We start from the raw sequence: 16,581 nt of genomic DNA on the forward strand, positions 1-16,581 counted from the left end.
CTCATGGCTGGCATACTTCCCTGAAACACTGATGGCTCAAGTCTAGCACGGAGTTATTGGCTGGCCACTGCAGGTTTCGATAAACTCCCGGGACTCCGACCAGAACCGTAAGCAGGAACACGTGATGACCGCAATCCAGATCCGAACACCGGCGCTGACCATCCGGGCTGGGCGACGGGCCCTTCAGCGCCTGAGGGACAAGCCGTTAACACCGGCTGATGTCCACGTGATACCCGGTGCCGCCGGTGGCCCGAAAGCCCTGGGAATCAGCGGTCTGGACAAGGCCATCTTCGGTGACTGGTTACCCCGGGCACCGCAAGAGCGGGTGCTGATCGGCTCGTCCATCGGCAGCTGGCGGTTCGCGGCGATTGCTTCATCCGACGATCCGAAAGGCCAACTGGCCAGGCTGGCGGAACTCTATACCAGCCAGCGTTTTGCCAAAGGTGTCGGTGCCGCCGAGGTATCTCGAAAAAGCGTTCTGTTTCTGGAAGAGTTGCTGGGCGGTCGGGAGGAGTTCATCCTCAACCACCCCTGGTACCGGCTTAATGTGGTGGTTGTGCGCAGCCTGGGCTTGCTGGAACACGACGCCAGGGGCCGCCTGGGTCTGGGCCTGATGAGTGCAATCAGCGCCAACATGGTCAGTCGTCGCCACCTTGGCCGATTCATGGAGCGAGGTATCGTGCACGATGCCCGCATCAGGACGCCGGTGTCCAAGCTGGTGGATTTTCCCAGCCATGAAGTGGCGCTGTCCTCGGACAATCTGCTGCCTGCGCTACTGGCCTCAGCCTCGATTCCGCTGGTTATGTCCGGTGTTCGGAATATTCCCGGAGCCCCGGATGGCGTCTACCGGGATGGCGGGTTGCTGGACTACCACCTAGATCTGCCCTACCAGCAACCGGGCATCATCCTGTACCCGCACTTTACCGACAAGGTAGTGCCGGGTTGGTTTGACAAGACCTTGCCGTGGCGCCGGGGCGATGCCACCCGATTGCAGGATGTGCTGCTGGTCTCTCCGTCCCGGGCGTATCTGGACAGCCTGCCGGACCGCAAACTGCCAGACCGTAAAGACTTCGAAAAGTACCTTGGTGACGACTCAGGCCGTGAACGATCCTGGCGCGCATCCATTGCTGAGAGTGACCGGCTGGGGGAAGAGTTTCTCGAACTTGTGGAGAGCGGGCGCCTGCTGGATCAGGTTCAGCCATTGTAGCCATTGGCAATATTGAGTGCGCTCAGTCTGAAGCCTGTCACTCCGTGGATCGGGTCCTTCAGTACCATCACCCGCACCACCGCCGGGACCGTTCGCTCAGCGCTGCGGTGCAACAGATTCACATCTACCCTGGCCAGGGTGGTCTCTTGCCGGGCTGCGGCCAGGCATTGGTAGAACCGTTCACGGTCGGGCTCGGCTAAAAGTTCGCTGAACGGCCGGTTGATAAGATCTGACGGCGCCAGTCCCAGCACATCTGCTACCTGTGCCGATACGAATCCTATCTGCCCCTGTTCATCCAGTTCGCTGACAATGGCTCCCGACAGCGCGACCAGGTCCCGACTGCGGGATTCGCTATCATTCAGTGCCTGGCGCAGCACGTTTTTCTCGACCTGCAAGTTGGTGATCCGTTGATCAGCGATCCTGTTCAGCCCGGCCAACCGATGACCGTTGTCGTCTTTCCGGGCAGCCTGCCGGCAGAGGGCCAGGGCGAGCAGCGTTGCCACGGCGGTAATCATCCCGCCACTGGCGCCAACGAGCCACCCCATACGCCGTGCCGGCGAAGCCAGCAACCGGGAATCCGGCCAGGTGGTCACCATCCAGTGCCTGCCGTTGGTCTGCAATTCGGTTCTCAGGGCGTCATTACCCGCCGGATGTCGGGTGCTGCCCAGCTTTATCAGTGGTTTCTTGGTGTGGCGCTCCAGGGTATCGATCCTGAGACTGATGCCGTCATGAAGTCCGGTTGCCAGGGTATCCCGGAGCTTTTGAAGCTGGTCGTCTGCCTGCGATTGCCGGGCAAGATGGACGACCACCTGGCTGACCAGGGATTGGTGCAGGGCCTGATAATGCTGGTGGGCAAGCTGATGAGCCATGTCTGAGGCAAGGCGGGCCGTCAGGAAGCTCAGAATAACGCCGCAGACCAGAATGACCACCGGGCCCCAGAGCCCGGGCCAGAGGCCTCGCCGGCGTGGGCCCGGATCAGGGATGTCAGAGAGGTCGCTGTCCATGCTGAAAGCCTCTGGAGCTGTTACCTAAAGTGTGTCCAGATTACTCTAGACCAGCTCCGGTGCTTTCGAAAGACAGAATCGTTTATCGGCTGGCACTCCGGGCGGTACCGTACACCAGCAAAAAAGCCAGGAAGGCTGTCACCACCACCGATGGCCCTGCTGGAGAGTCCAGGTGCCAGGACAGCGTCAGGCCGCCGGTCACAGCGATAAAGCCGAATACCACCGCCAGCGCCATCATGTGTTCGGGATTTCTGGCCAGGCGTCTGGCGGTGGCCGCAGGAATGATTAACAGGGCAGTAATCAGCAGCACCCCGACAATCTTCATCGCTACGGCAATCACCAGGGAGAACATCAGCATCAGCGCCAACCGCAAACGCTCCACGGGTATTCCCTCCACCCGGGCCAACTCCTCGTGGATGGTGCTCATCAACAGCCCGCGCCAGAGTATTGCCAGTAGGGTCAACACGAAAGCCGCGCCGCCGTAGATCCACAGCAGGTCTTGGCGGCTCATGGCCAGCAGGTCACCGAACAGCAGGCCAGTCAGGTCAACCCGCACATCTGGCATGAAACTCAGGGTAACCAGGCCGATGGCCAGTGCACTGTGGGCGAGAATGCCCAGCAAGGTGTCGGTGGCCAAGGCCCGAGTACGCGAGAGCAAGACCAGAGCGACAGCAATGGTGACGCAGGTAATGATTACGCCCAGGTTCAGTGGGACACTGATCAGGAAACTCAGGGCGATGCCGAGTAACGCGGAATGGGCAAGGGTGTCGCCAAAATACGCCATTCGCCGCCAGACCACGAAGCAGCCCAGGGGGCCGGCTACCAGTGCAACACCCAGTCCACCCAGCAGTGCCCGCCAGAAAAAATCCCCGAGCACAGAATCAATGATGCTCATGGTCACAGGCTCCCTGAACGTCTGTGCTGGTCACAATGTCACCGTGCAGGTTATGGCGGTGGTTGTGATGGTGGTGATAGACCGCGAGAGATTCTGCCACCTGGTGGCCAAAGGTCTCGATAAACGCCGGATCGTGAGAAATGTCGGCCGGGTAACCGCTGCAACACACGTGCTGGTTCAGGCAGATAACCTTGTCGGTGGCCGCCATGACCAGGTGTAAGTCATGGGAAATCATGATCACGCCGCAATTCAGCTCATCACGGAGTTGGCGGATCAGGTCATACAGGGCCGCCTGGCCGTTGATATCGACGCCCTGGGCGGGTTCGTCCAGCACCAGAAGGTCCGGTCGCCGTGCCAGTGCCCGAGCCAGCAACAAACGCTGTTTTTCGCCGCCTGACAGGTGATGCACGGAGGCATCCAGCAGGTGCCGGACACCGGTGCGCTGCAGCGCAGCTTCGCATTCTGCGCCGGAGCGGCCGCTCAACAGCATGAACCGGCGCACGCTCAGGGGCAGGGTCGCCTCCAGTGAAAGATGCTGGGGCACATAACCAATGACCAGCTCCTTAGCGAGTGAGACCTTGCCGGAACTGGGTTTCTGGATACCCAGAACGGCTTTGATCAGGGTGGTCTTCCCGGCACCATTGGGGCCGATAATGGTGATGATGTCGCCCCTGCGAACAGCCATCTCAACACGGTCCACCACCGGGCGGTCGTCGAACTGTACGGTCAGCTGATGCAGGCGCACCAGGGCATCAGGCATGGTCGGGTTCTCCCTGACACCGGGGGCAACGACCGGCCACTTCCATGGTGATTTCTTCGGGCCGGAAGGCTACGTCAGCCGCCGCGGCTTCTACCGCGCGAGTGACGTCCGGTGCATCCAGCTCAAGCACGTTTCCGCATTCCCGGCAGATCAGGAAAGTGCCCCGGTGGTGTTCACCGGCATGGGTGCAGCCGGTAAATGCGTTCAGGGAGGCAATCCGGTGCACCAGACCGTATTGCAACAGGAAATCCAGGGCCCGATACACGGTGGGTGGGGCGGCGTTGTGGCCCTCGGTGCCCAGCATGGCGAGAATGTCATAGGCCCCGAGGGGCTTGTGAGATTGCCAGATCAGTTCCAGAACCCGTTCACGGATGGGGGTGAGGCGGGCATTCTGTTGTCGGCAAATGGCCCGGGCATCCGCCAGGGCCTGGCTGACACAGGCCTCGTGGTTGTGCGGGCGATAAGGAAGCGCGCGTTCGGGCATAGTCTGGATCCTGCAAAGTTTGCAACATTATAACATTTGCAGGCTGTACTGCTACGGCTGTGACCAGGTGGTCATCAGTGTCTGGCGGTTAGCGCCAGTGACTCCAGGTACTCGAGGTTGGGAATCCAGGCGGCTTCGCCGTCGACTTCCACCTGCATGAGATCGGCCGGTCCGGCTTCGCCGTCCAGTTTCCGGACTTGCTCTTCCACCAGTCGGGCCTGGCTGGGAATGCCCTGGGTGACCAACGCCATGAACGGGGCCTGCTGATGGCCATCACCGATGGTGTTGAGCACAATGATTCTGCCCCGGTTGTCTCCGGGTACGGTCAGGATCCCGCCGTTGGCCGCGTCATAGGATATGACCGGCAGGGTAAGGCCACGCCAGTCCAGAAAGCCTACCAGCCATTCCGGGGTACTGGCGCCGGCGTCGGTGCTGTTAAAGTCCACCACTTCCGCGATCGACACGTTGGGTAGCAATAGTTGCCGGTCACTGACCGGAATCATGACACAGGAGAGGGACTGGCTGTTCTCTTTCATGACGTGTTACCTCAGGCGGAATCCCGTTTCTGCCGGCCTTTGAGCAGGCAGTTGTTCTCAATGGTTTTCACCAGTTCCTTCGCCAGTTGCTCCGGTGTGCCGCAGAAGCTGCTGCAGCCGGTAGCGGCGACCGAATCCGGCATCGAACTGTTGCCACAACTCTTGCTTTCCTGCACCCAGATGCGACTGCCGTAGGCTTTAAGCATGGGCGCTGCAATGGCGCCATCGTTGCCCATGCCGGAAAACAGGATGGCGTGGCAACGCTTGCCGTAGTAATCGGCGACGTTAAGCAAGACCTGGTCGATGGACGGGCCATAGGGACCAGGCCAGGGAGTGTTGCGTTCTGTCAGTTGGCCCTGCGTGTCGAACGTCCATTCCCGCTCAACCGGCAACAGCACCACATCACCGTTTCGTACCCGGTAGCCTTGTTCCGCCCGCTTGAGCTGGTAGTGGGCATGTCGCCCAAGAACCCGGGTCAGTACCTCGGTGAAGTTGCCATCAATATGCTGCGCGTACACAAAGCCCACCGGCAATCCCGGTGGCAGATTGTCCAGAAACGTTTTGACGGCAGCGGGTCCGCCCAGGGAAGCGCCCAGCACCCAGACATCCTCTGCCAATGAGCCTGGCACCGCCGGGGCAATCCAACGAGGCAGTTCCGGTGCCGAATGAGGCGCCGGTGTGGTCTCGACCAATTCTTCCAGATCGCTGGCGGTGTCCAGTGCCTCCAGGTGGCCAAGTTGCTGCTCCAGCTTGTCCACAAGCCGTCGTTCCCAACGGAAATAGTCGGTACTGCCGGGTTTAGGCGCCTGATCAACCCCGAAAAGTACCGGAGCGTCGGTATTTTCCAGCAAATGATCAAACAGCGCTGGATGGTCTGCCTCGTCTTCCAGGGTGACCAGCCACAGGCACGCATCCGGGAATTCCGGATAGTCCATCAGTCGGGACGGATCGCCGGAAAATGACACTTCCAGACCGAATTTACCGGTGGCGGCCTGCAACCGATGGCGTTGCAGGACCACATCGGAAACAATCCCGACCCCGGGCCGGCCAGATTGGCCGGCCATCACTGATTCCCGGTCAGCCGCTTGATGGTGTCAAGCAGCTCGGCTTCCTGGAACGGTTTGCCCAGATACTCGTTGACCCCGATCGACAATGCCCGCTCGCGGTGTTTCTCCCCGGTCCGGGAGGTGATCATGCAGATCGGCGTTTCCTTCAGGTTGTCGTCGTGGCGCACGAAACTGGCCACTTCGAAACCGTCCATCCGCGGCATTTCGATGTCCAGTAGAATGATGTCCGGGCGATGATCCTGAAGCTGGGCCACTGCATCCAGACCGTCCTTCGCGGTGATGACTTCCATGCCGTTTCGTTCCAGCAATCGAGAGGTAACCTTGCGCACGGTCACCGAGTCGTCCACCACCATAACCGTGGTGATCTTCTCTTCGTAGCGGCTGGTTTCCCGAGCTTTTTCAAGGTTCGCCAGGCGTTGCCGTTCGGACAGAATGTCGGAACGGATCATCGCTGGCAGGTCAAGAATCACCACCACGTTACCGTCACCCAGAATGGTGGCACCGGACACACCGCGCACCGTACTGAACTGCGGGCCCAGGGATTTAACAACGATTTCCCGGCTGCCCATCAGGTGGTCCACCTGCAAGGCCATGGGCTGTTCGGCACCTCGCACCAGAATCACCGGTAACGGCAAGGCCTGGCCCTGCAGTTTCGGATGGTGGTCACTGTTCAGCAGGCTGCCCAGGTACTGCAGGCGGTATTGCTGGCCGGCGTACTCGTACATCGGTGCATCCGGCTTGTAATACTCTTCCAGCTCGTAGGTGCTGACCCGCACGATACCTTCAATGGTGTTGAGCGGGATGGCATAGAAGTCTTCGCCGGTAGCCACCATCAGGGCGCGGTTGACCGACACGGTAAACGGCAGGCGCACGGTAAAGGTGGTGCCGCGGCCCAGGGCCGAGTCAATATCCAGGCTGCCGCCCAGCTGCTTGATCTCGCTACCGACCACATCCATACCCACGCCACGGCCAGAGATCTGGGTAACCTGTTGCGCGGTGGAGAAGCCGGGTTGCAGGATAAACTGCAGGATTTCCCGCTCTGACAGGTCTTCATCGGCCCGCATCAGCCCCTGACGGACGGCTTTGTCGCGGATGACATCGGCCGGGATACCCTTGCCGTCATCGATCATCCGCAGAACCACATCGCCGCCTTCCCGGGTCAGTGACAATGTCACTTCACCGGTGGCAGGCTTGCCGGCTTTCTTGCGCTCTTCCGGAGTTTCGATGCCGTGGTCCAGGGCGTTACGCAGCATATGCTCCAGGGGCGCAATCATGCGCTCCAGGATATTGCGGTCCATTTCGCCTTCGGCGTTGCGAACGTCAAAGTCCACTTTTTTGCCCAGCTCGCCGCTGATCTGGCGCACGATACGACGCAGGCGTGGCACCATCGAGGCGAACGGAATCATCCGGGTCTTCATCAGACCTTCCTGGAGTTCCGTGTTGATCCGGGACTGCTGCACCAGCAGGGTTTCGGTATCCCGTACCCGGTCGGCCAGGGTTTCCCTCAGGTCGGCAAGGTCAGAGGATGACTCGGACAGTGCCCGGGACAGCTGTTGGATGGAGGAGTAACGGTCCATCTCCAGCGGATCGAAGTCGTCGCCGTAGTCTGGGCCGTGTTCCTGTTCGGCCCGGAACAGAATCTGGGCCTCGGTTTCGATATCCATCCGGCGCAGCTGTTCACGCAAACGTTCGATGGTGGCGGCCATTTCATCCAGGGTGTGGCTGAAATCGCTGGTCTGCTGCTCCAGGCGGCCCCGGGTAATACTGGTCTCGCCGGCCAGGTTAACCAGTTCGTCCAGCAATGGCGCAGACACCCGGATGGTTTCCTGGGCCGCTCGCTGGGCTTCTGCCGCCTTGTTACGGATCTTGGCCGCTGCTTTTGCTGGCTTGGGCTGCTCCGGGGTCGGTTTGGCGGGCGTTTCTGGTTGCGGGGCCGGTACCTCGGCTGGCGGCTCAGATGCCGGCTCTGGCTGCGGTGAATCGGGCTGTGTCTGTGACGGTGCAATAACCGGTGCACCCGACTCAAAGCGAGTGCGGATAGCCGACACCAAACCAATAATAGCGTCGTGGTCTTCGGTAATCGCCTGCCACTGGCTGTCGTCCGGAGCATTTCCACCCAGGTCAATCAGACGGGTTTCAAAGGCGTGGGCCTTGTCTCCCAATTCGCTGAGCTGCGACAACCGGGCACCACCCTTGAGGGTGTGCAGGGCGCGCTGCGCTTCCTGGTTAAAATGATGGTTGGCCGGCTCTTTGCGCCAGTCATCCAGCAGCTGCTCAAGCTGGTCCATGATCTCGCCGGCTTCCTCCAGGAAGATCTCCAACACTTCCGGATCGACCACTTCCGAGTCGGCCTCGGTGGATGCCTCCGGGGCCTCCGCCAGGTCGTCAGAAACCTGGCCGGCGGCCTGGAAGTCGGCAATCAGGTCGCTGGCAGACTTCGGTTTCTGGCCTGCTTCAATGGTATCCAGCATGGACTTGAGGCTGGCCAGGGCCCGGTCGCTGAGCGTCAGCAGAGCTTGCTGATCGTTACCGCCGGAGACCAGCGTATCCAGCGCGTCCGACCAGGCCTCGGCAAGGTCGGCAATCGGGTCGACATCAGACAGGCGGGCGCCACCCTTGAGGGTATGCAGTTCCTGCTGCAATCGGGTGATGCCGGCCAGTTCGTCCGGTTCTTCACGCCATTGGTCGAGGCATTCGGTGATGGCTTCGTGGATCTCCAGGCCTTCGTCCAGGAAAATGCCAATCAGGTCGTCGTCGGAGGCCGCTGCCAGCGCACCTGTAGGATCTTCATGGCTGTCAGTGCCGGGCTCGGCGATGGCTTCAGGACTCCAGTACTCGGCGCCTGGCTCTGCCGTCTCCTCCACCTCTTCGGCAGGTAAGGTTTGTACTGGCGCCGGGGTCTCGCCCCGCAGAATCGCTTCCACCTGCTGAACCAATTCATCGGCCGGCGGGCAGGGCTTCTGAGTGGCGACCTGTTCAACCATCTGAGCCAGACGATCGTGGCAGGCAAACAGCAGGTCGGTCATTTCGCCGCTGGCGTCGAGCTGGCCTTCCGCCACTTTCTCGAAAAGGTCTTCCAGCACGTGAGTCAGGTCACCGATGGCGTCGACACCGGCCATGCGGGCGCCACCCTTGAGGGTGTGTACTTCCCGTTGGAGGACAGCGGCAACCTCACGATCCGATGGATCTTCGCTCCAGGCATGTAACGAACTGCCGGTGGAGTTGATCAGGTCATAGGCTTCCTCGAGGAAAATGCCCACCAACTCAGGATCAAGGTGTGAAAGGTCTGTGGCCTGTAATTCGTCTTCCGCAGTGGTCTCTTCGGGTGCCTCGTCAGCTTCGGGCTGCGGCAACTCCTGGTCTTCGGACACCTCTGCGGTGTCAGAGAGGCTGACGTCGGTGACCGGCCGTGAGCCCCGCGCGGTATCGATGTAGGCGTGGATCTCGGCAATAAGATCCGGTGCCGGCCGTGGTGGCTCCTGGGTTTCCAGGGCCTCTACCATGCTTGCCAGACGGTCATGGCAGCGGAACAGCAGATCAGACAGTGTGTCGGTGACGGCAAACTTCTGCTCGGTCAGCCCCTCGAACAGGTTTTCAAGTTCATGGGACAGGTCGCCTACCGAGGGGATGTCGGCAAGCCGTGCTCCGCCCTTAAGGGTATGCAAGTCACGCTGCAGCAGTCGCAGGATGTCCAGGTTGCCGGTATCTTCGCTCCAGCTCTGCAAGGCATCGGCGGTGCTGTTGATCAGGTCGCGGGCTTCCTCGAGGAAGATTTCCGCCAGTTCCTCGTCAATATCGCTGTCATCCGAGGACAGTTCCGGCAGCGGTGGCTGCTCGCTCCCGGTGGATTCGGGCGCGCCCTGGTCCAGCTCTTCCAGTTCGAGGCTGAGGTCGATTTCTTCCAGATCCTCGGTGAACTGCTGGTCGAATTCGCTTGGTTCCTGACTGGCTTGCGATGATGCGCTGGCCAGTTCGTCGAGCTCTTCGATCAAACCGTCGCTGGGTTCGGTGGCGAGACCGGCAGCCACTTGATCCATCAGGTTGATCAGTTGTTCCTGGGCTGGGCGAACGGTGGCGAAGAAGTCATCGCCCGGTGTCAGCTGGTTTTCTGCGAACGCGGTGTAGGTGCGGGTCAGGGCAGCGGCCAGGTTGGCTACGTCTGTCAGACCGGCATCCGAGGCTCCCCGGGCCAGTTGTTCCAGTTCCTCACGCAAGGTGGCCAGTGAGTCTGTGCGCTCCGGGTGCTGTGCCCAGTCGTCGAGGATCGATTCTGCGTCCAGAACAATGTCCAGACCTTCACCGAGGAACAGCTGAACCAGTTGCGTCGGCGCCTGCTCAGACTGCTGATCGTCGTCAGACATGGCATGTGAAAGCAGGGTTTGCTGGCTGATCTGTTGCAGTCTTGCCAGGTATTCATCGGTACCCTCGAGCGACCCTTGCGGGTTGCTTCTGAGTTGGGCCAGGCCCTCGGTCAGGTAGCGGCTGGCCTGTTCGATCAGCTCCAGCACGTCCCGGTCCGCACGTTTGTTCTGGGCCCTGGACTCTTTAACAAAGCGTTCCAGCGGCGTAATAACCTCGGCAATCGGGGCGATACCGGCGGTATGGGCGCTGCCCTTGAGGGTGTGGAGGGCCCGGGAAAGGTCATCGGTGTAGGCAGCCGAAGTCTTGTCACCGGCTGCGACCAGATAATCCTTGAGGGTTTGCAGATGGGTTTCGGTCTCGTTCTCGAAAATCTCAAGAAGAACGGGATCGACGTCCTGATCTGGTTCACCGGCGACCGCATCGAATTCGGGCTCGGCGTGTTCCAGACCGGTATCCTGGGCTGTTTGCCCTTCATCACCTATCTCGGCTTCCGCCGGGGGCATGGAGGTGGCGTCCGGAATCTCGCCGTTGGCCAGGGCGGTTGCCCGGGCCTGCATGAGCGAGGTATCGACGCTGGCGGGGCGACGTTGCTCGAAGTCAGTAACCAGCGCCGGGACGGCATCGGTCACGTCCTGTACCAGTTGGGCAACGTCGTCGTTCATGAAAATGCTGCCGTCGATAACCCGGTTGAGCATGTTTTCCACAGACCAGGCCAATTCACCGATCACCTCGGCGCCAACCATCCGGCCACTGCCCTTCAGGGTGTGGTAGGCGCGGCGCACTTCCGCCAGGGCGGTACGGTCGTCGTGCTGGCGCAGCAGCATCGGCAGGTATTCGCGGATGGTGTCGAGCACCTCCCCGGCTTCTTCGATGAAGATTTCCAGAATCTCATCGTCGATCAGGTCATCACTGTCACTGGCCCCGGTGGCTGCGGGCTCCGCAAACTCTTCCGTCACCGGTTCATCCGGTTGTGCTGTTTCAGGTCCGGCACTGGCTTCGGCAGCTTCTGATGACTCAGCTGGTGCAGGGGCTTCCTCAGCATCGGCCCGGCGAGTGGTGGCCAGGGCTTCGGCCCGTTCGATCAGTTCGGCAACGTCACCGCTGCTGTGGCCATCCCTGAATTCGTTAATCAGTGATGGAATACGGCTGTTAACTTCATCAACCAGTGCAAACAGGTCGTCACTTGGCTTGATGGTCTGATCGATCACCCGGTTCAGCAGGTTCTCAACCGACCAGGCCAGTTCGCCGATACTGGAGGCACCTACCAGACGGCCACTGCCTTTAAGCGTATGGAAGGCGCGGCGCACTTCGGTCAGTGCCTCGCGATCGTCGTGGCTCTGGCGCAGGCGGGGGTAGAATTCATGGATGGTCTGGAGAACCTCTTCGGCCTCCTCCACGAAAATGCCCAGAATTTCGTCATCAACCAGCTCGTCATCTGATGCCTTGGCCGCATCCGGCGTTTCTCCCGGCTCCTGAACTTCCACAACCGGCACGGAGGTGGATTCAGACGCCTGCTGGTCGAGGTTCCAGGTTGGCTCCTGTCCTACCGGGAAGCCAAGCCCGGCCAGGCTGTCTTCGGCCACTCTCAGAATGGAATCGTTGTCGCTGATGCCTTCCGCCAGGCGCTCAAGATAGTATTCGATACTGGTGACGGCATCGGCCAGGGTGTCTAGCTGTTTCCAGTCAGGCACCTGTTTGTTACTCAGCAAGACATCGGAAACGTAACGCTCAGCCGAGGCCAGCATGTCTGCCACGCGATCCAGCGGTACCAGGCTGAGCCCGCCGCGAATGCTGTGCAACAGGCTGGGAACATGGTCGATTTCCCGGGTATCCCATTGCGAGGCAATGAAGTTGACGATGGCCGACTTGACCTGCTCGAGGGTGTTGCGCGACTCCCGGAGCAGGGCTTCACTGGCGTCGCCCAACTCGAGACTGCCCATGTTGGGGCGTTCGTCATCCTGGCTGCCCGACTCAACGTCAGTCCGCCGGTCACTGTCCAGGCCGGCAAGGCTGGCTTCTACATAGAGCAGAGCCCCGGCGATGTCCATCAGGGTGCCATCGTCGGCGGGCTCGGCCTGGCGACATAGTTTCTCGACCAGTTCAACCTGTTCGGTTACCACCTTGCGGGGGATGCCGAGGCCCAGAACGGCCAGGGTGTTGGCAACCTGGCGAAGGCCCGGCAGCAGTTCGTCAAGCTCGGTGTTCTGGCGCAGTTCGGCGCGCACGAACAGGTCGAGCTGATCTTTCAGGCGGGCCAGCTCCTCGTTCAGGGCGCTGACAACAGAATGAATGGCATCGCGGCCCGGGCCGGACACGCGAGTGCGGGCAGCGTCAACGTCGTCTTCGGACGGCAACGCGCTGGTTAGCTGATAGGCGTCCCGGAGTGCATTGACCTGCGGGCTGTCCAGGTCACGGGCCCGTGCCACGTAGTACAGCAGGTGCTTGAACAGGGCTTCCGGTACTGGCTGCTGCAGAATATCGGCGTGCTCGTCGGTCAGCCGTCGAATCTCGGCGTCCAGCTCCCGCAACAGGGATTTAACGGCGGTATTGACCGGGTTCACGTTGGCCCGAAGGGTCTCGACAAAAGCGCTCGCGGCTTTCCAGAGTTCACCGCGGGGAGTTTTCTGGCATAGGCGGATCAGTCGCTGGATGACCTTCTGCATGTAATCGAAATGGGCGGCCAGGTCGGCCTCCCGCACCACGCCGGCAAGGGCAAACTGGTACATCTGCCGCAGTTTGCGCAGATGGCCAAGCACCTTGGGGTCATGCAGCCGTTCGGAGACTTTGCTGCTGACCCGGATTCGGGATGGGCTGAGGTCCGGCTTGAACAGTGAGGTGTCCGACAGAAGGGCTTCGCCACGGGCGGCCCGGAGATCATTCAATAGCGGCAGCAACACCATCGGAAAATCGTCACGACTGCTGCCGAGGTGTTCGAGGTACTGGGGCAACTGCAGGATGGCCTGCATCAGTACTTCAACGGCGTCGTCCACATTGGTGACGGTTTCGTTCAGGACGGCCTGGGTCAGCTTTTCCATCTCTTCGGTGAGCAATGCCGCACCGTAGAGCTCCACCATCTGCAGGGTACCGTGTACCTGATGGAGGTAGTTCAGGCAGAAGCGCAGGCGCGCGGTATCGTCACGATTATCGACGTACGCTTCAAGTGCATGCTGGCCTTGGGTCAGCGTGTCCTGTATTTCGCCCCGAACCCAGTCGAGGGCGATACTGTCATGGTGATTGCCCATAACCACTCCGGTTATTCTTCATCGGACTGACGTTTGATCCACGCCAGCACATGTTCCGAGGGAACCCTCTGCAGGCCCGGTGGCTGCCAGTCGGTCAGTTCACCCTGGCCAAGCACCAGTAACCCCCCCGGTGCCAGACGCTCTGCGAGCCGTTTGACAATTTCCCGCCGGCGCCAGCGGCGGAAGTAGATCAGCAGGTTCTGGCAGAAGATAATGTTCATGCCGTGCATCGGTGCCTTGTCCAGGTCCAGGACATTGAGCCTGGTAAAACAGACGCGGTCACGGATGCTGTTCACAATCTCAACGGTATTCCTCTCTGATGGACGGAAATACCGGGCTTTCATGTCTTCGTCCATGCCCAGCAGCTTGCGGGCATTGAACTGGCCCTGGCGTGCCTTTTCGATGGCGGGCTGGCTGATGTCGGAGCCGGTGACGCCAAACAGAGGCTGCAGCGCCAGCTGCCCCATGCACTCGTTCAGGATCATCGCCAGGGTGTAGGGCTCTTCGCCGGTTGAACAGCCAACACTCCAAGCTTCCAGGGCGCGCTTTCTGAACTGTTCCCTGGGGCGGGTCAGAACATAGTCTGCTACCAGCCGGAAGGCGTCAGGATCCCGGAAAAACCGGGTTTCCTGAACGGTCAGACGGTCAACCAGTGTTGCCCATTCCCTGACGGCATCCGGGCCGTTGACGATTTTCTCGTAGTAGGCCTGGTAGCTGCTGCAGCCGATTTCCCGCATTCGTATGCCCAGATTGGTTTCCAGGAACGAACGGCGTTCGGCCGTCAGGGTGATGCCGGTGCGATGCTCCAGCAGGGTTTGCCACTGGCTGAACTGCGCCTCGTCCATATCCGGGAGTCGGCGCAGTGCCCAAATACCTTCGGCGGGTGACAGCTGGTTATGCATCTGAGCCATAAACCGTCATTCGCCCCGGGCCGGTGATCAGCTGATCACCGGAACGTCGTTGTCTTCCTCTTGCTCCTGATCTGCAAGCTCTTCGTCTGGCAGCGTGAAGCCGGCAACGGAGGACCGCAGTTCAGACGCCATCTCGGCCAGATTACCGATAGACTTCGCGGTTGCGTTGGTACCGGACGAGGTCTGAGAGGTGATTTCCTGGATGACGTTCATCGTGTTGGAAATGTGCGCCGCAGAGGACGACTGCTGACGTGCCGCGTTGGAGATGTTCTGGATCAGTTCCGCTAGAGACATGGATACGTTCTCGATTTCCTCGAGGGCGATACCCGCATCCTGTGCCAGGCGAGCACCACGGACCACCTCGGCGGTGGTGTGTTCCATGGAGATAACGGCTTCGTTGGTGTCAGACTGGATCGTCTTAACCAGCGCTTCGATCTGCTTGGTTGCTGCAGAGGAGCGTTCCGCCAGTCGCTGAACTTCGTCCGCAACCACCGCGAAGCCCCGGCCCGCGTCACCGGCCATGGAGGCCTGGATGGCGGCGTTCAGGGACAGAATGTTGGTCTGGTCGGCGATGTCGTTGATCAACGATACGATGTCACCGATTTCCTGGGAGGACTCACCCAGTCGCTTGATCCGCTTGGAAGTTTCCTGGATCTGCTCACGGATGTTGTCCATGCCGCGGATGGTGTTCTGTACCACTTCCGCGCCTTTCTTGGCGATCGCAACCGACCGCTCCGCAACCGCTGAGGATTCGGCGGCGTTGGACGATACCTGGTCGATGGATACCGCCATCTCGTTAACCGCGGCAGAGGCGCCGGCAATTTCCTGTGCCTGGTGCTCGGAAGCATCGGCCAGGTGCATGGCCGTGGCCTGGGTTTCCTGCGCGGCTGACGCTACCCGTACCGCCGTGCCACGAATCGCCTGGACCAGTCCACGCATCTGGTCGATCGCGTAGTTGATGGAGTCCGCGATGGCACCGGTGAAGTCCTCAGTTACCGTGGCCTCGGTGGTCAGGTCACCATCCGCCAGGTCGGCGAGTTCGTCCAGCAGTCGCAGGATCGCGTTCTGGTTCTGTTCATTCTGCTCCTGAGTCGCAGACAGTCGAGCCTGGGCATCGCGATACAGAGCCACACCGATGACCACTACGATGGCAACCATGGCTGCCAGCAGGAAGAAGGCCAGGGTCGGGCTGATGAAGCGGGAGCTGGACTGACGGGCGAAACCGTCGGCCAGAGCGGAGAGTTCAGACAGCAGGATCTCGGAGTTCTGGAAGATATCGCTGGCAGCGGTACGAACCTTGAAGAGGTCGGGAGAGGCTTCAAGGATCGCATCAACGTTCTGGGAAACGAATTCGAACAGTTCGTCTACCGCCTCCAGGCCGTAGATGGCGTCTTCATCGGCTACCCGGGAGATGCCCATGGCGGGGTTGCCGTTAAGCTGACCGTCCAGTACCCGGCCAAACAGGCTGGCGTCACGGCCGAAACGGTCAGCGGCGATAACCGCGTCTTCGTCACCGGACAGTACGTTGTTAACAGAACGCACGATACGCTCTGCCAGCAGCGACTGGCGCTGGGCCAGGGCGATCTGTTCCGCCGGAGCGTTGTTGTCCAGCAGGATCTGTACGATGTCATCGTACTCCACCTGCAACTGGGGAATGGTTTCGTTCAGGGTCCGGGCTACTTCGTGCAGACCGAGTACCGCATCCCGGGTAGACAGGATGCTGTCAGCGTTGTCCCGAACCGTGTTCCAGTTCTGCTGAACGCCACTGCGCTGGGCCATTTCACTGGCAGGCAGGCCGGTGGCCGGATTACCTTCTGAGACGAATGACCAGAGCTGCTGGAAGTCATCCCGGGAGCGACGAAGCTGGTCAAAGGCTTCGGCGGTACCGCCGGCGGCCTCGGTGGCGTTCTTCGCGATCTCCTGGGAGAGCACCCGCATTTCGGCGGTGTTGGCGATGTATTCCTGGTCGTTCTGGCTATCCCTGTTAATAATGAACAGGACCACAACGAGCAGGACGGTGAGTGCAATCAGCGCAGCGATCAGGCCGGCAACCAGTCTGTTGCCCCCCTGTCCCATGCTGAGTCTTCCGGCTCTGTTTTTCATTTTCTGGCTC

The 16,581-nt window shown here is 60.6% G+C and carries 10 protein-coding genes; 1 reads left to right on the forward strand and 9 read right to left on the reverse strand.

Annotated elements, in window-relative coordinates; genetic code table 11:
• The first annotated feature begins 124 nt into the window (after positions 1–124).
• Positions 125–1,207: a patatin-like phospholipase family protein gene (locus ACTZWX_RS07385; protein ID WP_444713365.1), complete on the forward strand. Its 1,083-nt coding sequence runs from the start codon at positions 125–127 to the stop codon at positions 1,205–1,207.
• Here the strand turns inward: ACTZWX_RS07385 and ACTZWX_RS07390 are convergent.
• The 9 genes from ACTZWX_RS07390 to ACTZWX_RS07430 form a co-directional block, all read right to left on the reverse strand.
• The gene (locus tag ACTZWX_RS07390) at positions 1,195–2,211 is read right to left on the reverse strand and encodes a PAS domain-containing protein (protein WP_444713366.1); all 1,017 of its coding nucleotides are present in this window, start codon (positions 2,209–2,211) and stop codon (positions 1,195–1,197) included. The genes ACTZWX_RS07385 and ACTZWX_RS07390 overlap by 13 nt on opposite strands.
• An 82-nt stretch (positions 2,212–2,293) precedes the next feature.
• Positions 2,294–3,106 carry a zinc ABC transporter permease subunit ZnuB gene (znuB, locus tag ACTZWX_RS07395; protein WP_286252494.1) on the reverse strand — a complete coding sequence of 271 codons (813 nt, stop codon included), beginning with the start codon at positions 3,104–3,106 and terminating at the stop codon, positions 2,294–2,296.
• Positions 3,093–3,866 (reverse strand): zinc ABC transporter ATP-binding protein ZnuC, encoded by a 774-nt coding sequence (gene znuC, locus ACTZWX_RS07400; RefSeq protein ID WP_444713367.1) that lies wholly within the window; start codon positions 3,864–3,866, stop codon positions 3,093–3,095. Before znuC ends, znuB begins: the two co-directional genes overlap by 14 nt.
• Positions 3,859–4,350 carry a Fur family transcriptional regulator gene (locus tag ACTZWX_RS07405; protein ID WP_444713368.1) on the reverse strand — a complete coding sequence of 164 codons (492 nt, stop codon included), beginning with the start codon at positions 4,348–4,350 and terminating at the stop codon, positions 3,859–3,861. The genes znuC and ACTZWX_RS07405 overlap by 8 nt, the downstream gene beginning before the upstream one ends.
• 74 nt (positions 4,351–4,424) lie before the next feature.
• Entirely contained in the window at positions 4,425–4,886 is a 462-nt protein-coding gene (locus tag ACTZWX_RS07410) for a chemotaxis protein CheW (RefSeq protein ID WP_342631403.1), read from the reverse strand.
• A gap of 11 nt (positions 4,887–4,897) precedes the next feature.
• Positions 4,898–5,950 (reverse strand): chemotaxis protein CheB, encoded by a 1,053-nt coding sequence (locus ACTZWX_RS07415; RefSeq protein ID WP_444713369.1) that lies wholly within the window; start codon positions 5,948–5,950, stop codon positions 4,898–4,900.
• Positions 5,950–13,557, reverse strand: coding sequence for an Hpt domain-containing protein (locus tag ACTZWX_RS07420; RefSeq protein WP_444713370.1), 7,608 nt, complete (start codon positions 13,555–13,557; stop codon positions 5,950–5,952). The genes ACTZWX_RS07415 and ACTZWX_RS07420 overlap by 1 nt, the downstream gene beginning before the upstream one ends.
• Positions 13,558–13,568: 11 nt before the next feature.
• Positions 13,569–14,468 carry a CheR family methyltransferase gene (locus tag ACTZWX_RS07425; RefSeq protein WP_444713371.1) on the reverse strand — a complete coding sequence of 300 codons (900 nt, stop codon included), beginning with the start codon at positions 14,466–14,468 and terminating at the stop codon, positions 13,569–13,571.
• Positions 14,469–14,495: 27 nt separating this feature from the next.
• Positions 14,496–16,571: a methyl-accepting chemotaxis protein gene (locus ACTZWX_RS07430; protein WP_444713372.1), complete on the reverse strand. Its 2,076-nt coding sequence runs from the start codon at positions 16,569–16,571 to the stop codon at positions 14,496–14,498.
• Between the last annotated feature and the right edge of the window lie 10 nt (positions 16,572–16,581).

Source organism: Marinobacter sp. NSM (assembly GCF_052380025.1).
In the GTDB taxonomy this organism is placed as follows: Bacteria; Pseudomonadota; Gammaproteobacteria; order Pseudomonadales; family Oleiphilaceae; genus Marinobacter.